Source organism: Aestuariicoccus sp. MJ-SS9, assembly GCF_032586235.1.
Classification (GTDB): domain Bacteria; phylum Pseudomonadota; class Alphaproteobacteria; order Rhodobacterales; family Rhodobacteraceae; genus Aestuariicoccus.
On record NZ_JAWHTD010000017.1, the window covers coordinates 48828 to 68548 of the forward strand.

Annotated in this window: 20 protein-coding genes; 8 read left to right on the forward strand and 12 right to left on the reverse strand. The window is 70.7% G+C overall.

Annotated elements, in window-relative coordinates; translation table 11 throughout:
• Positions 1-12: 12 nt before the first annotated feature.
• From RXV88_RS12885 to RXV88_RS12935, 11 genes are all read right to left on the reverse strand, one after another.
• Positions 13-1497: a phosphomannomutase/phosphoglucomutase gene (locus RXV88_RS12885; RefSeq protein ID WP_316293467.1), complete on the reverse strand. Its 1485-nt coding sequence runs from the start codon at positions 1495-1497 to the stop codon at positions 13-15.
• A 263-nt stretch (positions 1498-1760) separates the two neighbouring features.
• Positions 1761-4832: an FG-GAP-like repeat-containing protein gene (locus RXV88_RS12890; protein ID WP_316293469.1), complete on the reverse strand. Its 3072-nt coding sequence runs from the start codon at positions 4830-4832 to the stop codon at positions 1761-1763.
• A gap of 180 nt (positions 4833-5012) precedes the next feature.
• A complete protein-coding gene (locus tag RXV88_RS12895; RefSeq protein WP_316293471.1) occupies positions 5013-5711 on the reverse strand; it encodes an SDR family NAD(P)-dependent oxidoreductase in 699 nt (232 codons plus the stop codon).
• Entirely contained in the window at positions 5708-6436 is a 729-nt protein-coding gene (locus RXV88_RS12900; RefSeq protein ID WP_316293472.1) for a phytanoyl-CoA dioxygenase family protein, read from the reverse strand. Before RXV88_RS12900 ends, RXV88_RS12895 begins: the two co-directional genes overlap by 4 nt.
• A gap of 103 nt (positions 6437-6539) precedes the next feature.
• The gene (locus RXV88_RS12905) at positions 6540-7211 is read right to left on the reverse strand and encodes a hypothetical protein (protein WP_316293473.1); all 672 of its coding nucleotides are present in this window, start codon (positions 7209-7211) and stop codon (positions 6540-6542) included.
• Positions 7201-8280: a GSCFA domain-containing protein gene (locus RXV88_RS12910; RefSeq protein WP_316293475.1), complete on the reverse strand. Its 1080-nt coding sequence runs from the start codon at positions 8278-8280 to the stop codon at positions 7201-7203. Before RXV88_RS12910 ends, RXV88_RS12905 begins: the two co-directional genes overlap by 11 nt.
• A gap of 117 nt (positions 8281-8397) precedes the next feature.
• A complete protein-coding gene (locus RXV88_RS12915; RefSeq protein ID WP_316293476.1) occupies positions 8398-9537 on the reverse strand; it encodes a hypothetical protein in 1140 nt (379 codons plus the stop codon).
• A 46-nt stretch (positions 9538-9583) separates the two neighbouring features.
• Positions 9584-10006, reverse strand: coding sequence for a hypothetical protein (locus RXV88_RS12920; RefSeq protein WP_316293477.1), 423 nt, complete (start codon positions 10004-10006; stop codon positions 9584-9586).
• 130 nt (positions 10007-10136) lie between these two features.
• Positions 10137-11321, reverse strand: a complete 1185-nt coding sequence (locus tag RXV88_RS12925) for a tetratricopeptide repeat protein (RefSeq protein ID WP_316293478.1) — start codon at positions 11319-11321, stop codon at positions 10137-10139.
• On the reverse strand, positions 11318-12919 hold the full coding sequence (locus RXV88_RS12930) for an SEL1-like repeat protein (RefSeq protein ID WP_316293479.1): 1602 nt from the start codon (positions 12917-12919) through the stop codon (positions 11318-11320). Before RXV88_RS12930 ends, RXV88_RS12925 begins: the two co-directional genes overlap by 4 nt.
• Positions 12920-13012: 93 nt before the next feature.
• Positions 13013-13759 (reverse strand): prepilin peptidase, encoded by a 747-nt coding sequence (locus tag RXV88_RS12935; RefSeq protein WP_316293480.1) that lies wholly within the window; start codon positions 13757-13759, stop codon positions 13013-13015.
• A 91-nt stretch (positions 13760-13850) separates the two neighbouring features.
• Here RXV88_RS12935 and gspG point away from each other — a divergent pair, with 91 nt between their 5' ends.
• From gspG to gspM, 7 genes are read left to right on the forward strand one after another with little or no spacing between them, the layout of a single operon-like run.
• A complete protein-coding gene (gspG, locus tag RXV88_RS12940) occupies positions 13851-14315 on the forward strand; it encodes a type II secretion system major pseudopilin GspG (RefSeq protein ID WP_410468826.1) in 465 nt (154 codons plus the stop codon).
• Complete coding sequence (locus RXV88_RS12945; RefSeq protein ID WP_316293482.1) at positions 14300-14755, forward strand: prepilin-type N-terminal cleavage/methylation domain-containing protein; 456 nt, start codon at positions 14300-14302, stop codon at positions 14753-14755. The genes gspG and RXV88_RS12945 overlap by 16 nt, the downstream gene beginning before the upstream one ends.
• Positions 14743-15105, forward strand: coding sequence for a type II secretion system minor pseudopilin GspI (gene gspI / locus RXV88_RS12950; protein WP_316293483.1), 363 nt, complete (start codon positions 14743-14745; stop codon positions 15103-15105). The genes RXV88_RS12945 and gspI overlap by 13 nt, the downstream gene beginning before the upstream one ends.
• Positions 15102-15734, forward strand: a complete 633-nt coding sequence (locus tag RXV88_RS12955) for a type II secretion system protein GspJ (RefSeq protein ID WP_316293485.1) — start codon at positions 15102-15104, stop codon at positions 15732-15734. Before gspI ends, RXV88_RS12955 begins: the two co-directional genes overlap by 4 nt.
• Positions 15731-16645, forward strand: coding sequence for a type II secretion system minor pseudopilin GspK (gene gspK / locus RXV88_RS12960; RefSeq protein WP_316293486.1), 915 nt, complete (start codon positions 15731-15733; stop codon positions 16643-16645). Before RXV88_RS12955 ends, gspK begins: the two co-directional genes overlap by 4 nt.
• A gap of 17 nt (positions 16646-16662) precedes the next feature.
• Positions 16663-17823 (forward strand): type II secretion system protein GspL, encoded by a 1161-nt coding sequence (gspL, locus tag RXV88_RS12965; protein WP_316293488.1) that lies wholly within the window; start codon positions 16663-16665, stop codon positions 17821-17823.
• Positions 17820-18299 carry a type II secretion system protein GspM gene (gene gspM / locus RXV88_RS12970; RefSeq protein WP_316293490.1) on the forward strand — a complete coding sequence of 160 codons (480 nt, stop codon included), beginning with the start codon at positions 17820-17822 and terminating at the stop codon, positions 18297-18299. The genes gspL and gspM overlap by 4 nt, the downstream gene beginning before the upstream one ends.
• Before the next feature lie 134 nt (positions 18300-18433).
• Here gspM and RXV88_RS12975 read toward each other — a convergent pair whose 3' ends face one another.
• Positions 18434-18961, reverse strand: coding sequence for a hypothetical protein (locus tag RXV88_RS12975; RefSeq protein ID WP_316293492.1), 528 nt, complete (start codon positions 18959-18961; stop codon positions 18434-18436).
• Between the two features lie 93 nt (positions 18962-19054).
• Here RXV88_RS12975 and RXV88_RS12980 point away from each other — a divergent pair, with 93 nt between their 5' ends.
• Entirely contained in the window at positions 19055-19537 is a 483-nt protein-coding gene (locus RXV88_RS12980) for a hypothetical protein (protein ID WP_316293495.1), read from the forward strand.
• The last annotated feature ends 184 nt before the right edge of the window (positions 19538-19721 follow it).

The window sequence follows — 19721 nt, forward strand, 5'->3', positions numbered from 1 at the left end:
GCCCGCGCCGGGTCAGAAGGTCTGGTCGTAATCGCCCACGCCCGGCTCCTGGCGGATCACCGCGTCGAGATCGTCGAAGATCGCGCGCAGCTCGGCCTCCGACTCGGTGCTTTCGCAGACCACCACCAGGTTGGGCGTGTTGGAGCTGGCCCGCACCAGCCCCCAGCTGCCGTTGTCCAGCACCACCCGCGCGCCGTTCACCGTCACGGTCTGGGCGATCTTGCGGCCCGCCAGTTCGCTGTGCTCTTCCAGCCGGGCCACGATGCGCGCCAGGATGTCGTATTTTTCGGTATCGGCGGCATGGGGCGACATGGTCGGGGTCGAGAAGGTCCTGGGCAGCGCCCGGCGCAGATCCGACATCGACATCTCCGGGTTGCGGTCCATCAGCTTGCACAGCTCCACCGCCACGCGCATCCCGCAATCGTAGCCTCGCCCCACCGGCGGGGCGAGGAAGTAATGCCCGGATTTCTCGAACCCCGCCAGCGCGCCCAGGTCGCGCACCCGGCGCTTCATGTGGCTGTGGCCGGTCTTCCAGTAATCCGCCGTGACGCCGTTTTCGCGCAGCACCGGATCGGCGGCAAAAAGCCCGGTGGACTTCACATCCGCCACGAAGGTCGATCCGGGATAGAGCTTTGAAAGGTCGCGCGCCATGATCACGCCCACCTTGTCGGCGAAAATCTCCTCTCCTTCGTCATCCACCACGCCGCAGCGGTCGCCGTCGCCGTCGAATCCGAGCGCCAGATCCGCCCCCGTCTCCTGCACCGCCGCGGCCATGTCGTGCAGCATCTCCATCGCCTCGGGGTTGGGGTTGTAATGCGGGAAGGTGTAATCCAGCCTGCAATGCCGCTCGATCACCTCGACCCCGATGCGGCGCAGAAGCTCGGGCGCGAAGGCCGAGGCGGTGCCGTTGCCGCAGGCCACCACCACCTTGAGCGGCCGGCTCATGCGGAAATCGCCGGCCAGATCGTCGAGATAGGCTTCGCGCACGCCCTCGACCGTCTCGTAGCTGCCGCCCGGCCGGGGCTGCCCGCGCCCCTCCAGCACGATACTCTTCAGTTCGGCCATGTCCTCGGGGCCGTGGGTGAGCGGGCGCTCAAAGCCCATCTTGACCCCAGTCCAGCCGTTGGGATTGTGCGACGCCGTCACCATCGCCACGGCAGGGGCATCGAGGTGGAACTGGCTGAAATAGGCCATGGGGCTGAGGGCCGGGCCGATGTCGCGCACCCGGATCCCTGCCTGCATGAGGCCCAGCGTCAGCGCCTGTTTGATCGCCAGCGAATAGTCGCGGTAGTCGTTGCCCACGGCGATGACCGGTTCCAGCCCGCGGGCCTGGATCTGTGTACCGAGCCCCAGCCCGAGCGCGGTCATGCCCGGCAGGTTGATCTCTTCGGGATATTTCCAGCGCGCGTCGTATTCGCGGAACCCCGTGGGCGCGATCATCGCGTCGCGCAGGAATTCCCAGCTGTTGGGGGTGACGTCGGGCAGGGGTCGGGTCATGGCAAAGGGGCTCGGTCTTTATGGCTTTGGTCCGCAGGATTAGGAGGTTTGGCGCGCGGGGGCAACGGGGCCCGGGATCCTGTCGCGGCAAATCGCGCGATACGCGGGGGGGGGCGGGCCGTGAATAGGGGGCGCTGCCCCCTCTTGGCCATTCAGCCAATTCACCCCCGGAGTATTTTTGCCAAGAAGAAGCAGGACGGGATGGGGCTTCTTCTTGGCGGAAATACTCGAAAAGTAGCGGTGCCTGCGGGGACTGCGGCGGGTCAGGGGGCTGCGCGGGTCACCCGGTAGGAGGCACCCGCTTCGAGCGGGCCGGCGATCGCGGTTTCAGCCCCGTCGGCCCAGCGGATCGTCACCGATTGCGCCCCGCGCGCCGTGCCCATGCCGAAATGCGCCACAGGCGCGTCGAAGGACATGAAGCCGCCGCCCAGCTGGATCTCGCGCGAGCGGGTCACGCCCAGATCGTCGGTGACCGTCACCACTGCGCCGATGCCGTCGCGGTTGCCGGCCATGTCCTCGAGCGCGATGGCAAGCGCGTTGCCGCTCACCCCGTCGTTGCGAAAGAGCGCCAGCGGCCCGTTCACCGGATGGGTCAGCATGTCGAGATCGCCGTCGCCGTCCATGTCGAAGGCGGTGGCGGCGGCCGTCATCAGGTAATCCTCGAGCCCCGCTTCGCCGCTGGCCTCGGTAAAGGTGCCGTCGCCCCGGGCGCGGAAGTACATGTTCGACGGCGAGACCTCGTTCGGCACCCAGGTGCCGTTGACAATATAGACGTCCTGCCAGCCGTCCTGGTCGAAATCGGCCACCTTGGTGTCCCAGGACCAGCCGCCCACCTCGAGCCCGCGGTCGGTGGCGGTGTCGGCATAGACCTCGCCCTCGCGCTCCAGCAGGACGTTGGCGCGCAGCACCTGGCGCAGGCCGGCATCGGCCTCGGCGGGGGTGGGGGAGCGGGTGGGCAGGAAATGCAGATCGCAGAAGCTGTGCGCGCGGTCCTGGCCCGTGGGGATCAGCGCGCAGATGCCCGGATCGTGGCGCTGGATCGCCAGGTCCTTGACCAGCATGCCCTTGCATTCGGCCTGCAGGCTGCCGGTCAGCTTCTGGCATTCGCTCGCATAGGTCGGGTCGAAATTGTTGCCCGAGCGGTACCAGGTCTTGATGCCCATGTTGGTGGCGCAGGTGGTGCGGGCGCGGGCATCCTCGATGCTGTCGCAATAGCGCTCGAGCGGCTGCATCTTGAGTTTGCTCGACACCCCCGAAGAGCGCCCGGCGATCTGCGCCAGGTAAATCTCGGGGCTGCCGTCGTTCATCAGATCGGCCACCTTGATGGCCATGGTGGTGGTGGTGACATGCGGCACCACGCCGTCGCCATGGGTGATGGCGGTGAAGCCGCCCGCGCCGTCGCCCCTGTAGATGTAATCGGGGATCTCGAAATCGTTGCCCACCAGCAGATCCGCCGCCCCGTCGCGGTCGATGTCGGCAAAGAGGATCGACAGGGTCTCGCCCGGGATGCCTGGCAGGTCGGTGAAATCCGAGCCGTCCAGCACGCCGCTTTGGTTCCAGAGGATGCGGTTGCGGCTTTCCTCGCCCGGCACGCGGCGGTACCAGCCCGCCGTCCAGTTGCCCAGGGCGACGTCCAGATCGCCGTCGCGGTCGGGATCGCCGAGGCTCAGCGCCATGGCCAGCACCGCGCCGTCGCGGTTGGCGACGGGCTGCGGCGCGCCGGTGAAGGCGCCGCCCTGGTTGCGCCAGAGCCAGATCCCCTGCCGGTAGGTGGCGATCAGAAGATCGCGCCAGCCGTCGTTGTCGATATCCGCCAGCGCCGCGTTGAAGACGGGCATATCGGCCAGCGCGCCCAGATCCGCCTCGATCCGGGCGAACCCGCCGCTGCCGTCATTGGCGTAAAGGTAAAGCCCCGCCTCGGTCGAGGCGATGGCCAGATCCATGTCGCCGTCGTTGTCGATATCGCTCGACGCCAGGCTGCGCCCCTCCCAGAAGGGCGGCCACATGTCGTCCATGGAAAACTCCACCGGCTTGTCGATACCGGCCTGCCAGGCCTCCATCCGGGTGAACCCGCCCGCGCCGGTGCGCGGCCTGAACGGCGTGGCGGCGATCGAGATGCGCGCGGCGTCGTCGCTGGTCACCTGCCAGCCCGGCGCGCCCGCGGCCTCGGCCGCCCAGGGCAGGCGCGGGGCCGGGGCCTCGCCCAGCAGCAGCTTCAGCGCGCGGTCGGATTGGTAATCGTGCCAGGCCTGCGCGCCCCAGCCGCCGCCCACGCCGGCCACGAACACCGCCCCCGCCAACAGCCAGGCCGCGCGCCGGCCCACGGACTGGGCCACGATGAAGAAGGAATAGACCGAGAAGCTGCCCAGCGTGAACAAGAGCGCCATGACATAGCCCTGCGTCATCCCCGCCGCCAGGAGCGCGCCCGCCATCACCACATCGAACCCGATGGGCACCGGCAGGAACAGCCCCACCAGCGCCACCGCCAGCAGCAGCCAGAGCGCGAATTCCATGCCCAGCACCGCGTCGGCGGGCAGCAGCACCGCCGCCACCGTGCCCAGGAACCCCGCCAGGATCATCAGCGGCACGGTCATCTTGAAGATGTACCACAGGTTCGCGGCATAGGCCCTTGCGACCTCCCAGACCGCCACATGCAGCCCTTCCGCGGCGGGTTGGCCCGCGGCCAGTTCGGCCCCGCTCCAGGGTGTCTGGATGCGCTTTTCCGGCTCGATCTCGGTGCGCGGCAGCACCCGCGCGATCAGCGGCACCGCCAGCAGGATGATCACCAGGCTGAGCGCGATCTTCAGCACCGCCATGTAGACCGGCAAAAGCGAGAAGAGCATCGTCAGCACCACCACGTTCAGCGTGGGCGAGGCGATCATCGCCGACAGCGTGGTTTCGGCGCGCAGGCCCGAGGTGTACATCCCGCGCGCGATGGGGGCGGCGCAATTGACGCAGACCCCCAGCGGCGTGCCGATGACAAGCCCCAGGAAAGAATTGGAAAAACTGCCCTCAAAGCTCTTGCGGCGCAGGTAGCCGGCGGCGGTCAGGAAGGCGGCGGCAAAGAGCACGCCGAAGGTCATGCCTTTCTTGTTGGTGTTGATCCAGTTCAGCGTCGACCAGAAGATGCGTTCCACCAGCCCCATGTCGGGGTCGATCGGGAACCTGGCCTCGAAGCTCAGCGCGTCCTCGAGCTGGATCGCGCCCGACATCATCGCCTTTTCATTAAGCGCCGGATAGCGCGATCCGGTCCAGAAGAGATAGGCCAGCACCCCGACGATGAGCATGGCGAGAAAGAACCGTTTCTGAAACGGGGGGGTGACGATCGAAGACATGCTGCGTCTTTCCGCTGGTGTGAAACCGATAGGTCAAAAGGGACTTGCAAAGAGAGTATCGCCAGCCGCCGCCTGCAACTCAAGCGCTTCCTCGAAGGCGCTCGGGATGCATGAGCGTTGCGCCGGGGCGACGTCCTCGGGCCGGATCGGCCGGTTGCCGTCCAGGCGCGGCGCGGCGCGTTACCAGGCCAGCGGTTCGCCGGTCAGGTCGAGGAATTGCGGCGCGGGGCGGTAGCTCAGCGCGTCGGTCACCGCCAGCAGGGCGGCGGCGCTCTCTTCGGGCGCGATGGCCCCGTTCGGGCCGCCCATATCGGTGCGCACATGGCCCGGGCGCAGGCAGGCGGTGGCGATGTGCCGGCCCTGCAGCTCGGCGGCGATGACCTGCATCGCCATGTTCAGCGCCGCTTTCGATATCCGGTAGCCCAGCCCTTTCGGCCCGGCCTTGGCGGCGGTGCCCATCAGGCTGGTGACGGCCACGATGCGCGGATTGGCGGCCCCCTCCATATGCGGCACAAAGGCCTCGACCATGCGGATCACGCCCAGGGCGTTGACGTCGAAGGCGTCTTTCAGCCCGTCGTAATCGGGCCCTCCGGGAAAGCTGAGCCCGCGCGGGCCGTAGATGGCGGCGTTGCCGAACAGCACCTCCAGGGGGCCGTCGCAGACGGCTTCGGCGGCGGTGGCGGACAGCGGCTGGCGCAGATCCCAGGCCAGCAGCCGCAGCCGGCCGCCGTGGCGCTCGGCCAGCGCGTCGAGCGCCGCGCCGGGTGCTGCGCGGTGGGTGGCGATGGCGCTGCCGCCGCGCGCCAGATGCGCGGCCGTCACCGCCAGCCCGATGCCGCGCGTGGCGCCGGTGATCAGCCAGGTGCCCGCTGTGCTCATGCCGGGGGCGGAAAGGGCATGATGTCCTGGGGTTTGGCCAGTTTGGCCGGGATGGCGCGGTCCGGCTTCGCCAGGCGGATCGCCAGGCCCAGCCGGTCGCCACCGCTGGTATGGGGCAGGCTGCGGTGCAGAATGGCGGAATGGAAGACCACGAAACAGCCCGCCGGGATCGGCACCGGGCGGCGCATCGCCAACACGTCGTCGGACAGATCGGTCAGGATATGCGCCTCGCGCGGGCGCAGGTGGTACGGCCGGGTGTCGCGCTCCAGCCCCGCCACCGGGCGATGGGAGCCGGGCAGCATCTCGAGCTGGCCGGTGGTCTGGGTGATGTCGGTCAGCCCGAACAGGATCGAGTAATGCCCGCCCAGTTCGTCCAGCCCGATGTCCTCGTCGCCGTCGTTGAAATGCTTGTCGTGGTGCCAGCCGATTTCGCGACTGCCTTCGGACTTGGCGAAGAAGGCGCTACGCCAGAGCCGGAAGCCGTCGCCGCAGAGCGCCGCCACCGCCGTCGTCGGGGCGGGGTCGCGCAGCATGCGGCGCACCTTGTCCGAGCTGACATGGGGGTTGCGCGAATAGGCCGGCAGGCCGGTGTTGTGCGCGTGTACGGTGCGGGCGCGGTCGGGCTCTGCCAGCGGCAGCGGCGCGCTGTAGCCGAGCAGGTTGAGGGCCTGTCTTTCAGCCGCCCAGCCCAGGCCGGGAAGCGACGGTGCAGATGTCGGCAGCATGGTCGGGGCCTTGTCTCGCCAGGCGGGAAATCGCCCGGCAAAGCCGTACTATAAGATGTTTTCGTCCGTGCGCAACCGTCTGCCGTGCGCGGCTCGGGCCGGCTCAGACCGGCGCGGTCCTGCCGGCGCGCCGCGCCGCCAGCCGGTCCAGCACCAGCGCGCCGAGTGCGGGGCTGGCATGCATCGCATCGTGTGGGTTGGCGTATTCCGGGCGCGGGCTGGCGCCGTCCATGACCGCGTCGCGGGTGTCGATGAACCGCGCGCCGGTGGCTGCCACTTCGGGGATCAGCACCTCCTCGAAAGCGTGCAGCAGCGGGTAGAGCCCCAGCGCCGTACGCTGCGGCGAACAGGTGAACCAGACCTCGCGTCCGTGCTCGCCCAGCATGCGGTAGAACTCGAGCGCAACCCGGCGGGCATCGCGCACGGTGTCGGCAAAGGCGGCGCGCGACAGCGCCTCGGGCGTGGCCGGCAGGTCCTGCGCGCGCGCGTAGCGCGCGAAATCCTCGGTAAAGCGGTGCGAATTGAACCCCAGCGTCGTAAGCACCGGCCCGTCGAAGACCAGCAGATCCTCGAACCGTGCGCGGATCGGTCCCGCGCCCTCGGCGGTATAGACGAAGCGCCGCCCCTCGATGCACCAGAACGGCTCTTCCAGCATGCGGCCCGCGGCCAGCGGGCCGCCCCACCAGGGTAGGCCGCGGTCGTCGGCCGCCTGGGCGATCGCGATGACGTTGGAATCGCCGATCAGGAACAGCTCGGCGGGCACATCAGCGGGCATTGTAGAAATCCAGGATCATCTCGTCGCAGACCAGCTCATCTCCGGCCTCTGCCAGGCGCAGCGCGGAGGCGCCGCCGTCGCCGGCCGCATCGCCCTCCGCCGACCCGGTATAGCAGTCGAAAAAGGCCTTCATGACGAACTCGACCCCCTCGGGCGCGATGTTGCGCAGGTTCGGCGTGTAGAACATCCCCCGCATCGGCGGTGTGGCGATCATCTCGTAGCTAGGAAAATAATCCACCTGCGGCCAGCGGCGGGCGGCCTCTCCGGCTACCGCGCGCAGGGTGGACTTGGTGTAGGTGTTGGCTACCAGCGCGTGGCAATCGGGCGCGGCGGTGGCGGTGAGTGGCACCGGCGACACCGTCAGGATCAGCTTGAGCCCGGGATTGACCTTTTCCAGCAGCGCCAGGACCGCCTCGAAATCGCGCAGGATGCTGTCACAGAAGAGGTTCTTCATAGCGTGGCGTTCCGGGTCGAAGCGCCCGCCCTGGGTGCCCGGGCACATCGGGTAGCCCATGCCGCTGTCGCGATTGTACCAGAGTTCGGTTAGCCCCAAGGTGAAGATGAAAACATCGGCCTTGCGTACCGCGCGACGCAGCGCGGCGAAGGTACGCGCCCGGGCAGTCTGCAGCGCTGCGGGCGTCTCGAAGCCTTCGGGCTCGATCGCCGGGCGCAGAGGATCGCGTAGCCGACCGTCGGCGTCCTGCCAGATCTCGGGATTGGCGGTCCTGGGGGCAAAGGCCCATTCCAGCCACTGCCGCAGCAGCGCCACCGTGTAGATATTGCCGGTGCGGGTCGAGAATACACCGTAATTGTAACGCCGCGCCGTTTCGGGGCGCATCATCGGCGGGGCCGGTTCGGCATCCAGCCAGGCATAGCCGCGCCGCAGCAGCGCCTGGCTGAGCCTCTGGGCAAAGCAGGATCCGGCGGTGATGATGTGGTCGCGCGGCGAGATGCGGAAGGCTGGGCGGTGCAGATCGCGCAGACCCAACGGCCCGGGTTCGGCCACGGCGCTGCGCCAAAACTGGCGGGGCGGCAATTGCGCGTAGGGGTTGGACTCGGAGGCGGACAAGGCGGCGAGGTCTTTCTTTCTGCCTGCATGGACCTTCGTCATACTCCCTGTTGGGCCCAAAAAAAAGGCCGCGCATCTTCGGATGCGCGGCCTGTCGTGGGTCCGGTGCGGGGCCGGTCAGTTCGCCAGGCGCTCCAGCTCGCTGGTCAGGCTGCCGATGCGCTCTTCCTGCTCGAGCGTGTAGAGCGTCAGCTCTTCGATCTTTCGCAGGAGCGTCATCTGCATTTCGCTCATGTTGAGGCCGGTTTCAGCCACTTGGGCGGCTGAGGGCACATCCGGCAGGTGGCTATTGGCGTCGATGAAGGCGCGTACCTCGGACAGCGGACGCAGGTCGTAATCCGCGGCAAAGACGTAATCCGGCACGTTCAGCGTGGTCGTGCCCGAGATAAAGTTGCCGGTGATCGTCAGGTTGCCGCTGGTGCTGAGCTTGAATTCGTCGCCCGGGCCGTCCGGTGACACCAGCACCAGATCGGTGTTGCCGGGGATTTGGCCCATGCGCCATTCCACCGGGTTGCTGGCGTCGTTGTTGTCCATGATCAGCGCCATTGCGCCGTTGTTCTCGAGCTCGATCATGCCCAGGAACCCGCCGCTCGACCGCTTGATATGCAGCGGAGCGGCGGCGGTCTGGAGGCCCATGCCGACATCGCCATCGCTGTCGATCGAGATGGCGTTGGTGGGCGCGCCGGGCTTGGCGCGGAACACCAGGGCCGAGCCGTTGGTGGCGTCACGCAGGAAGAAATTGGCCTCGTTGCCCGCCAGATCCCAGGTCTGGGCGGTAAAGCCCGAGCTACCATCCTGCTCAAGCCGCAGGGTCGGTGTGTTGCCGCTCTTTACATGCAGATCGACCACCGGCGTCGACGTGCCGAAACCCACCCGGCCGCCGTCGTCGACGTATAGCGAATGGCTCGGCGCGCCGGCCTCCAGCGTAAAGGGCGTACGACCGCCATCTATATCGTCGATCGAGAACTTGTTCAGTCCGCCATTGGAGGTTTCGTTGAAGGTGATCCGCCAGTCGTTGGTCGGGAAGCTGGCCGAGGACGAAGTGTCCTGCGCCTTGATGCGCAGGTTGTTTTCCTTCAGCCGTAGCGTGTCGAAGCCGAAGCTTTCGCCGTTGACGCAGTCGAAGCCCACGCAGAGCGAGCCGTCGACGATTACATCGTCCAGAAACACCTGGTCGGCCTGCGCCAGCCCGGCGCTGCACACCAACGCCGCACCGAGCACGGTGCGGCGGCCGAGCAGAAGAGAAATACGTTTCATGAGAAATGTCTCCTTGACTGATATGTCATATGGCGACTGCGCGGGCTCAGCCATCTTCTTCCTTGATCTCTTTGGGTTTGACGATCGCGCCGCGTTCCACGACGAAATGGCCGGTCACGTAGAACGGCTTGGCGGCGGTGTCGCGCGCGGCCTCGCCGCGGCCGTTGTCCATCGCGTTGATGATCTGGGCCTTCTCTTCGGTCGCCGCGCTCAGCTCGTAGCGGTAGACGCCGTCGATGGCCTCGCGCCGGTCCAGTTCGAAGACCGGGGTGCCGGAGACGGCGAAAATCTGGGTCACCTTGCCGTTGGGCGAGGACACCACCATCGTGGCGTTCGACAGTCCTACCCAGTTCTCGAACCAGACGGCGTTGGAATTGTGCTGCTGCGCCGGATCGGCCGCCCAGGCGGCGGAGGCGGCGAACAGGGCCGCCGCGGCGGCGAAAGAGCAGGATTTCACAAAAGAACGCATCCGATCTCCATGGGATTTGTTGAAAATGACTTTGTCTTCGGGGCCGAACCGGACCGGACATCGTGGACGACAGCATACAGGATGATTTCTCTTAAAAGAAGTTTTTCTTAAAAACTGCGACGTAATACACTTATTGCGTGTGTTTCGCGGTCCAGCGGGCGTCCGCTTCGGCCTGGGCGGCGTTGATCTGGCCGGTGGTCATGCGCGCCCGCGCCGCCGCCGCCAGCGCCGGGGCCTCGGCCAGCCCGGCGGTGCCGGCGAGAATCAGCCACATCTGCCCGGCGACGTAATCCTGCACCACGCCGCGCCCGTGGATATGCGCCAGCCCCAGATTGGCCATGGCGGCGGCATGACCCGCCTCGGCGCCGCGCCGGAAGAGATCGGCCGCCTGGCGCCATTGCGCGGGTGTGGCGTTCTCAGCCGTGGCGATGAGATAGCCCATCTGGAAGGCCGCCACCGGATCGCCAAGCCGCGCGGCGGTTTGCAGCGCCGCATCGGCCACCGGCGCGGCCAGCCGGGCGTCGTAGACCGCCGGCGGCAGCGCGCCCTGCGCCTGCCCGCCGCCGGCCTGCCCGCCCAGACGGTAAAGCCGCGCGGCGGCCTCGTCGTTCTGGGCGACGCCGAAGCCGTTTTCGTACATCACCCCGAGATTGCTGATCGCCCGCGCCAGCCCCTGGTCGGCGGCGGCGGCGAAAAGCTGGGCGGCGCGTTCGTAATCCTGCGCCACGCCGTGGCCGCGCACATAAAGCAGGCCGAGGTTGTTCTGCGCGCGCGCATGCCCGGCGGCGGCGGGGCCTTCGTAAAGCGCGCGGGCGCGTTCGTAATCCTGCGCCACGCCTGTGCCGTTCTGATACATCACCCCCAGGCTGACCGCCGCGTCCACATGCCCGGCCTCGGCGGCCTGGGCATAAAGCGCGGCGGCGCGCGGCAGGTCGGCGGGATCGCCCCCGGCCTCCAGCACCGCGGCCAGATCGTGGACATGCTGCGGATCGCCCTGCGCGGCGGCGGCCCCGAGCCAGCGCCGCGCCGCGGCCGCGTCCCGCGCCACGCCCAGTCCCTCGTGGTAATATTGCCCCAGCCGGTTCTGCGCCGCAGCGTTCCCGGCCTCGGCCGCCTGCGCGTAAAGCGCCGCGGCCCGGGCAAAGTTCTGCACCACCCCGCGTCCCTCGTGATAGCGCGCGGCCAGATCGAGCTGCGCGGCGGTATCGCCCGCCTCGGCGGCGGCCTCAAGCGCGGGCAGGGGGGTGTTCTGCGCGGGCAGGGCGGGGGCCAGCAGGCAGAGCGCGGCGATCAGGGCGAGGCAGGCGCGCATCATTCGGTCTCCGTCACTGTCTGCACGGTGCCGGGGGGCTGCGGCCCGCCGCTGAAGGCGCGGGCGCGGGCCTGCGCCTCGGCGATCTGTTCGGGCGTCATTAGCCCCGCGATCGTCTCGCGGGTTTCCATGCCGCTGGCCGAGCCGCCCGCGGCGGCGAGGTTCAGCCAGCTGTGGGCGGTCACGTAATCCTGCGCCAGCCCGGCCCCGCCGGTGGCGTAAAGCGTGCCGAGCGCTGCCTGTGCGTCGGCCTGCCCGGCCTCGGCGGCGGCACGCAGATAGGCCACCGCGCGGTCCTGCCGGTCGGGATCGTCGCGCCAGAGCTGGCCGAGCGCCGATTGCGCCAGCACCAGCCCGGCCTCGGCCTGCGTCTCGAGCCAGGTCTCGGGGCCCGCGTCGCCCGCCTGCGCGGCCAGTACCGCCCAAGGCACGATGCGCTGCGGCGCGATCACCCCCTCAAGCGCGCCTTCGCCCGCCAGCTGGCCCAGCCGCCGGGCGGCGGCGGTGTCGCCGGCCTCGGCCGCCTCGCGGTAGAGCCGGATCGCGCGGTCGCTGTCCACCGCCAGCCCCCGGCCGGTCTCGAGGAAGCGCGCCAGCGCGGTCTTGGCGCGGGGCAGATCGGAATCGGCAGCGCGCATGTACCAGAGTGCGGCGCGGGCGTCGTCGGGCGCGACCCCGGTGCCGGTGGCATAGAGCCGCCCAAGATTGTGCATCGCCCCCGGATCGCCCGCATCCGCGGCGCGGGTCAGCCAGCGCAGGCCCAGGGCGGGATCGGCCTCAATGCCCGTACCATCGAGCAGCCGCATCCCCAGGATGCGCTGCGCCAGCGGCAGCCCGGCCTCAGCGGCGCGGGCGTACCAGGCGGTGGCCTCGGCGGGGTTTGGCGTCACTCCCCGGCCTAGCTCATAGGCCCGGCCCAGGATGTATTGCGCCTCGACATGGCCGCTCGAGGCGGCTTCGATCAGCCAGTGTAGCGCCTGGCCGGGGTCGGGCGCGGTGCCGGTGCCCTCCATATAGGCCCGTGCCAGGGCCATCTGCGCGGCCAGATGGCCCTGTTCGCCCGCCGCGAGATACCAGTTGAAGGCCGCCTCCGGATCCGCCGCCACGCCGTCGCCCGCCGTATAGAGCCGCGCCAGGACATATTGCGCCTCGCGCTCGCCGCGCGCCGCCGAGCGCGACAGAAGCCCCACCGCGCGGCCCGCATCGCGCGGCACGCCCGGGACGTCGCTCAGATAGATGCGCGCCAGCAGCGTGGCGGCGGCGGTGCTGTTCTGATCCACCGCGCGCTGCAGCCAGGTCACCGCGCCCTGCGGGTCGGCGGGGCCGCCCTTGCCCTCGATCAGCACCCGGCCATAGCGGTATTGCGCCAGCGCGGTGCCGATTTCCTCGGCATGGCGGCGCAGGTTCTCGCGCACGAAGGCAAAGTCGCCCTCGGCCCAGGCGGCCTCGATCTCGGACATCTCGGGAAGGGGCGCGTTCTGCGGGGGGTCAGCGGTCTCGGAGGGCACCGCGGTGGCCTCGGCGCTCTCCTGCGCGCGCGCGGCCAGGGGCAGAATCAGAGCGGCGGCCAGGGCCAGGCGAAGGAGGGCGGAGAGGGTCATACGGGGCGCTTTCGGAAAGGACAGGTGAACACAATAAAGGGCGCATAGCGCGATCAGCCTAGCGCGCTTTTCGCCGCTGTGCGAGAGGGCGGGTCACATCGCCGCCAGCCAGAGCGCGCCCCCCGCTCCGGCCAGCGCCGCACCGAAGGGCAGGGCGCGCGCGCCGTCCAGCGCATCGGCCCGGCCCAGCCGCTGGAGCGCCGCTACCGCCAGCGCGGCCGAGGCCGCCAGCAGCACCGTCAGCGGCAGATCCCAAGGGCCCGCCAGCGCGCCCAGACCGGCCATCAGCTTGACGTCGCCCAGCCCCAGCCCCTCGCGACCGCGCAAGGCGCGGTAGCCCAGACGGATCAGACAGAACGCCCCCGCGCCCAGCCCCGCGCCCACCAGCGCCAGAGGCGCGCCATGCCCCCAGAGCGCGGCCCAGACCAGCGCCAGCGCGAGGAGCGCGATGGTGAAGACATCCGGCAGGCGGAACCACAGCAGATCCGTCGCCACCAGCCCCAGCAGCGTCCAGAGGATCAGCGCGATCAGCCCGGTCTGGCCCAGGCCCGTCCCGGCGATCACCGCCAGCACCGCCAGCCAGGTGGCGGCGATCTCGGTGTAAAGCAGCCAGGGCGGGATCGCCGCGCCGCAATGCCGGCAGCGCCCGCGCGCGGCGGCGAAGGACAGCACCGGCACCAGATCGCGCGGGCTCAGCGCCCGCCCGCAGCCCCGGCAGGCCGAGCGCGCCATACCCACCGGCTCGCCCCGCGGCACGCGGTCGGCCAGCAGCGCCAGGAACGACCCCACCGCCGGGGCCGCCAGCAGCACGAAGAGATCGAAGGCGGTCTGGGGCGACATGGCGCAGGCTTAGGCCCGCGCGGTCCGGCAGGCAATGGACAAGCGCGCGCACCCCTGCCTATCATGCCGAAAAGCCCGAGGATTTCGCCCCATGCCCATGACCCCGCCCGCAAGGCCCCAGCCCGCGACCCCGCCCCGGGACGCAGGCTTCAGCCTGCTCGAACTGATGGTCGTGGTGGTAATCCTGTCGATCCTAGCGCTTGTCATCGTGCCGCGCGTCATCGACCGGCCCGACCAGGCCCGCGCGGCGCGCGCGCAATCGGACATCGCCGCCATCGCCAGCGCGGTGCAGCTCTACCGGCTGGACAATTTCCGCTATCCCACCACCGAACAGGGGCTGGCCGCGCTGGTCAGCCCGCCCTCGGCCCCGCCCGAGGCGCAAAACTGGGCCGCCAACGGCTATATCGACCGGCTGCCCACCGATCCCTGGGGCCAGCCCTATCAATATCTGTCCCCCGGCGTGCATGGCGATTTCGACATCTTCACCTATGGCGCCGACGCCGCCCCGGACGGGTCCGGGGCGGATGCGGACATCGGCTCATGGATGACGAATTAGACCCCAAGGGCCACAACAGAGCCGCATCCGCGGGCTTCACCCTGATCGAGGTGCTGATCGCCACGGCGATCCTGGCGGTGCTGAGCGCAGGCGCGATGCTGGCGCTGCGGCCTGCGCCCGGGGCCGGCGCAAGCGACATGGCGCGGTTCCAGACGGCCTATGCCAGCCAGCGCGCGCTGGCCATTGCCGGGCGCGACCGGCGCGGGCTGCGGCTGGGCGCGCGGCAGATGCAGGTGACGCTCTGGCGCGACGGCGGCTGGGCCGCGCCAGGCCCCGCCATCGGCTTTGAGGGGCCGGTGCAGATCGACCGGGGCGGGGCGGACGGCGCGCCGCAGGTGGTGTTTCAGCCCGACGGGCGCAGCACCGCCTTTGCGGTGATCTTCGCGGGCGGCGGGCGCTGCGCGACCGACGGCTGGACGGGGCTGACATGCGACGGCTGAGGGGCGACCGGGGGCTGACGCTGCTCGAGCTGGTGGTCGCGGTGGCGGTGCTGGCGATCGGGTCGCTGGCGGCGGTACGCGTGACCGACCAGTCGCGGCAGGTGATCTCGGGTGCCACGCCGCGCATCCTGGCCCGCATCGTCGCGGAAAACCGCGCCGAAGAGCTGCGCCTTTACGGCCCCGGCGGCGGGGCCCTGCCGGGCGCGGTCGAGATGGGCGGGCAGCGCTTTGTGATCGAGGTCGACCGCAGCGCCACCGTCGGCGGGCTGCTGCGCGCCGCCATCACCGTGCGCTCGGACGAAGGCCCTGGGGCCTTTCTGGTGACCTACCTGCCGAGGAGGGGACCATGAGGCGCGACCGGGGCCTGACGCTGATCGAGCTGGTGGCCGCCATGGCGGTCTTTGCGCTGATCGCGGTCATGGGCCTGCAGGCGCTGACCGGCAGCCTGAGGATGCGCGACGCGCTGGCCTCCCGCGCCGAGGCGGCCACCGATCTGGCGCTGGCCACGGCGCTTCTGCGCCAGGATCTGAGCGGCGCGCTGCCGATGCTCTTCTTCCCGCCGGGCGGCGCGCCGCCGCGCTCGGCCATGGCCGAGGACGGCGCGGGCTTTGCCCTGTCGCGCGGCGGCCTGCCCGGCGCGCGCATCGGGCGGGTGGAATGGCGGCTCTCGGACGGCGCGCTGACGCGCCGGGTCTGGCCGACGCTGACCCCCGCCAGCCCGGCCCAGAAAAGCCCCGCCGTACCGGTGCTGGACGGCATCGCGGCGCTGAGCTGGCGCAGCCACTGGCCCGGGGCGGGCTGGGTGCCGGGCCTGCGCCCGCCCGCAGGCCAGCCCCGCCGCACCGATGCCCCGGCCACCGACAGCGACCGCAGCAGCGCCGCGCCGGAAAGCTATTCCGACGCCGTGCCGCAGGCGGTCGAGCTGACGCTGATCACCCGCGATTTCGGCACCATCGTGATGGTGGAGAGCCTGAAATGAGCGGCGAGCGCGGCTTTGTCCTGGTCAATGCGCTGGTGCTGGTGGCGGCCCTTTCGGCCGCCGCGCTGCTGCTCTTGTCGCGCAGCGCCGCCACCCGCGATCTGGCCGGGGCTGCGACGCAGGCCAGCCAGCTCTCTGCCAATCTCGACGCTTTCGAGGCGCTGGCGCTGACCCTGCTCGAGGCCGACCGCCCCGCCGGGCCGGTCGATCACCGCGGCGAGGCCTGGGCGCGGGCCGACTACGACGTGCCGCTCGACCGCGGCCGGGTGGCCGGGGGGCTGCGCGACATGCAGGGTCTTTTCAACCTCAACTGGCTCGCCAACCCCGACGACATCGCGGCGCAAGAGGCCTTTGCCCGGCTCACGGCAAGCCTCGGCATCGCGCCGCATCGCGCCGAGGCCATCGCCGCGCATCTCGCGCCGGACGGCCCGGCGCAACGCGCGGGCTACGCCAGCGCGGCGGTGCCCACCGACCCTTTGGGCGGCGCACTCTATCTGGCGGCGCAGCTGCGCGAGGTGCCGGGGCTCTCGGCCGGCGATCTGGAGCGGCTGGCGGCGGTGACGACCGTGCTGCCGGGGGATGTGCGGCTCAACGTCAACACCGCGCCCGCGGCGGTGCTGGCGGCCTTTCTGCCCTCGGCCAACACCGCTGCCCTGGGGGCGCTGGTGGCGGGGCTCTCGCGCGATCCGCTGACCTCGGTCGATGCCTTTGCCGAGGCCCTGGGCGGGCTCATGGACGACGAGGCGCTGGCCGCGCTCGACATGGACCGTTTCGCGGTGGGTTCGGACTGGTTCGAGATGCGCGCCGAGGCACGGCTGGAGGGCCGCCGCGCCGCGCGCCTTGCGGTGCTGCGGCGACTGCCGCTTCCACAGGGCAGCGGCGTGGCCTATCGTCTGGACGACTGGAACTGAACCGCGAGGGGGGCAGGGTGGCCGCAGGGACAAAAGAGACCGATTTCGTCCCGCTGGACGGTGCCGCCGCGCCCCCCGGCGCGCGCAAGGTGGCGCTGGTGCCCGGCGCGCTGGCGCCGGTGCTGACGCTCGACCTGCCGCGCGGCCTGCGCGGCGCCGCGCGCGAGGACGTGGCCCGCCGCCAGCTGCGCGACCTCACCGGGCAGGCGCCCGACACGCTGCAGATGCGGCCCTTCCACGGCCCCGGCGGCGCGCGCGGCTGGACCCGCGCGCTGGTGGCCGACGCGGGCCAGGTGGCCGCCTGGCGCGACCGCGCGGGCCGCGCCTGCCGCGCGGTGCTGCCCGATTACCTGGCGCTGCCCACCACCGAGGGCGTCTGGAGCTTTGAGATGGCAAGCGGCGCGCTGCGCGCGCGCCTTGGCCCCGGGGACGGCTTTACCGCCGCCGAGGGCCCCGCGCGGCTGATGCTGGAACGCGCGCTGTCCGCTGGCGCGCCCAGGGCGGCGCTGATCGCGGGGCCGGCCCCGGACTGGCTGCGCGCGCTGCTCGAGGGCCACGAGGTGCCGTTGGCCGCGAGCCCCGACGAGATCGCGAAACTGGGCCTGCCCCGGCCCGAACGGCTGACCCATGGCGAGTTGGCCTTCGATCTGCGCAAGGATCCGCTGGCCGAGCGCAGCCGGCTGCGGCGCAACCTGCTGCCCTGGCGCTGGCCGGTGCTGGCGGGGGGTGTGGCGCTGGGGATCTGGGCCGCGGCGCAGATCGTCGCCACCACCGAGACCGACCGCGCCGCCGCCGCCCTGCGCGACGGCACGCTGGCGCGGGTGCGCGCGGACTTCGTGCCCGCGGGGCCGATCCTCGACATCCGCGCCCAGGTCAGCCGGGCGCTGGCCGACCGCCGCCGCGCCGCCGAGGCCTGGCGCGGGCGCAGCTCGCCGCTGGTGCTTTTCGGGCAGGCCGCCGGGGTGATCGCCGGGGCCGGGGCCGAGACCGAAGAGGTGGCTTTCGGGCCGGAACAGGGTCTGGTTGTCGTTCTGCGCCTGCCCGATTTCGCCGCTGTCGACCGGCTGGTGGCGGGGCTGCGCGCGGCCGGGCTCTCGGCCGAGGTGGCCGATGCGCGCGCCGGCGACGGGGCCACGGGCGTGCGCGCCGAACTGCGGATCGGGGAGGGCGAGACATGATCGACCTCTTGCTGCGTCTGGCGCCCCGCGAACGGCTGCTGATCGGCCTGCTGGCGGTCGTGGTGCTGCCCGCCGCGCTCTGGCTGGGCTGGGCCGAACCGCTGGCCGAACGCCGCGCCGCCAGCGTGGCGGCGCTGGAGGAGGCGCGCGCGCTCGACGCCTGGGTCGCCGCAAGGGTGGCCGAGAAGACCGCGCTCGAGGCGCTCGGCGACACCGGCCCGCGCACAGCGATCGGGCTTTCTGCGCTGGAACAGAGCCTGATCGACGCCGGGCTGCGCAGTGCGGTCAGCGATCTGGCGCGGCGCGGCGCGGGCGGGATCGAGCTGCGCTTCGAGACGGTGGAATTCGGCGATCTGATGGGCTGGCTGGGCCGTTCGGACCCGGGCTGGGGCTATGACATCGCCGGTTTTCGCATCGTCCGGGGCGAGGCGCCGGGCCTTGTGAGCGCCGATCTGCGGCTGGAACCGCAGGAATAGCGGCAGGCCTATCAGGGGGCGCTGCCCCCTCTTGGCCATTCGGCCAATTCACCCCCGGAGTATTTTCGCCAAGAAGAAGAGAGGGGCCGGGCGCGTGGTGGAGTGCGGTTCGCATTTTGCGGCAGAGGTAGGGTCTATCCCAGCGCCTTGAGCCGCACCCTCAGGCTGGCTAGCCGCCCGGCCAGGGCGCCCAGCGGGTCGAGATCGGGGGCTTTGTCCAGCACTTCGGCCAGCGCCGTCTGGGCCGAGAGCAGGTGATTGCGCGCCGCCCCGGTGTCGCCGCGGTCGAGCGCGGCGAGGCCCAGTTCGTGATCCGCCGTGCCCTGCACCGACAGCGCCGCCGCGCGGTCCGTGCCGCTGCTGGCCGAGGCCAGCGCGCGGGCCTGCGCCGCCGCCTTATCATACTCGCCCCCGCGCAGCAGCGCATGGGCGTATTCCAGCTGCAGCCGCGCGGCCAGGGGGCCCGCCTCGGGCATCAGCCGCAGATAGGCGCGGCTGGCCTGGGCATAGCGGCCCTCTTCCAGCGCGGTGCGGGCCTGGAGGTATTGCTTGCGGAACCCGGCGTCCGAGCCGCCCGCGCCTTCGTCGCAACCCGCAAGCGCGACAAGCAGTGCGGCGCAAAGCCCCGCCCGGGAGAGCCGGGAAAGAAGGTGAGTTTGCATGACCTGCCCGATTTTGGTTTTTATCCTTGGGCGCGATGCTATCACGGGGCGCGGCCTTGCGTCCATCGCCGCCCCGGGAGCGGAAGGAAACCCATGCGCGTTCTTGCCTTTCTTGCCACACTGGCCGCGCTGGCGGCGGCGGCCCTGGCCGGGCAGGAGCTGCGCCAGGTGCTGGAGCGCCCGGTGCCCGACACCGCGGCCCCGCCCGTCACCGCCGCCGGCGCCGACCCCGATCCGGCCCGCGCCGCGCCCGCGCCGCCGCGGGACTGGCCCGCGCTCTTTGGCGAGGTCGTTGTCGCCGAGCCGCAGCCGCCCAAACCGCCCGCCCCCGCGCCCGAACCGCAGCCGCCCCGCCCCCCCGCGCCGCCCATCGACAGCCTGGGCTACTCCCTACAAGGCTTGGTCAGCGAGGGCGAGAACCGCTGGGCCATCGTCTCGCATCCTACCGGAGAGACGCTCCTGCGGGTGGGCGATATGCTGGGCGAGATCTACGAGATCACCGCCATCGACGCCCAGGGCCTCTGGGCCCGCGCCGCCCCCGATGCCGACCCGGTGCTGCTGGGCTTTGCGGAGTAACCCCCCGCTGCCGGATAATGCCGACCGCATGATGGCCACGCACCTCGTCCCCTGTTTCATCTGGTCTTAAATATCCCGGGGGTCGCCATTGTCGCGCCATTGGTCCGAGAGACAATGGCGACGGGGCAGCGCCCCCGGCCGGTCGCCGCACGCGCCAGCGTTTGGCGAAATCAATCCTCCTGCT

Excerpts from the sequence above, each read along its gene's own strand:
- RXV88_RS12885 (WP_316293467.1), bottom strand. The coding sequence starts at position 1,497 with ATGACCCGACCCCTGCCCGACGTCACCCCCAACAGCTGGGAATTCCTG.
- RXV88_RS12890 (WP_316293469.1), bottom strand. The coding sequence starts at position 4,832 with ATGTCTTCGATCGTCACCCCCCCGTTTCAGAAACGGTTCTTTCTCGCC.
- RXV88_RS12895 (WP_316293471.1), bottom strand. The coding sequence starts at position 5,711 with ATGAGCACAGCGGGCACCTGGCTGATCACCGGCGCCACGCGCGGCATC.
- RXV88_RS12900 (WP_316293472.1), bottom strand. The coding sequence starts at position 6,436 with ATGCTGCCGACATCTGCACCGTCGCTTCCCGGCCTGGGCTGGGCGGCT.
- RXV88_RS12905 (WP_316293473.1), bottom strand. The coding sequence starts at position 7,211 with ATGCCCGCTGATGTGCCCGCCGAGCTGTTCCTGATCGGCGATTCCAAC.
- RXV88_RS12915 (WP_316293476.1), bottom strand. The coding sequence starts at position 9,537 with ATGAAACGTATTTCTCTTCTGCTCGGCCGCCGCACCGTGCTCGGTGCG.
- RXV88_RS12920 (WP_316293477.1), bottom strand. The coding sequence starts at position 10,006 with ATGCGTTCTTTTGTGAAATCCTGCTCTTTCGCCGCCGCGGCGGCCCTG.
- RXV88_RS12925 (WP_316293478.1), bottom strand. The coding sequence starts at position 11,321 with ATGATGCGCGCCTGCCTCGCCCTGATCGCCGCGCTCTGCCTGCTGGCC.
- RXV88_RS12930 (WP_316293479.1), bottom strand. The coding sequence starts at position 12,919 with ATGACCCTCTCCGCCCTCCTTCGCCTGGCCCTGGCCGCCGCTCTGATT.
- RXV88_RS12935 (WP_316293480.1), bottom strand. The coding sequence starts at position 13,759 with ATGTCGCCCCAGACCGCCTTCGATCTCTTCGTGCTGCTGGCGGCCCCG.
- gspG (WP_410468826.1), top strand. The coding sequence starts at position 13,851 with ATGCCCATGACCCCGCCCGCAAGGCCCCAGCCCGCGACCCCGCCCCGG.
- RXV88_RS12945 (WP_316293482.1), top strand. The coding sequence starts at position 14,300 with ATGGATGACGAATTAGACCCCAAGGGCCACAACAGAGCCGCATCCGCG.
- gspI (WP_316293483.1), top strand. The coding sequence starts at position 14,743 with ATGCGACGGCTGAGGGGCGACCGGGGGCTGACGCTGCTCGAGCTGGTG.
- RXV88_RS12955 (WP_316293485.1), top strand. The coding sequence starts at position 15,102 with ATGAGGCGCGACCGGGGCCTGACGCTGATCGAGCTGGTGGCCGCCATG.
- gspK (WP_316293486.1), top strand. The coding sequence starts at position 15,731 with ATGAGCGGCGAGCGCGGCTTTGTCCTGGTCAATGCGCTGGTGCTGGTG.
- gspM (WP_316293490.1), top strand. The coding sequence starts at position 17,820 with ATGATCGACCTCTTGCTGCGTCTGGCGCCCCGCGAACGGCTGCTGATC.
- RXV88_RS12975 (WP_316293492.1), bottom strand. The coding sequence starts at position 18,961 with ATGCAAACTCACCTTCTTTCCCGGCTCTCCCGGGCGGGGCTTTGCGCC.
- RXV88_RS12980 (WP_316293495.1), top strand. The coding sequence starts at position 19,055 with ATGCGCGTTCTTGCCTTTCTTGCCACACTGGCCGCGCTGGCGGCGGCG.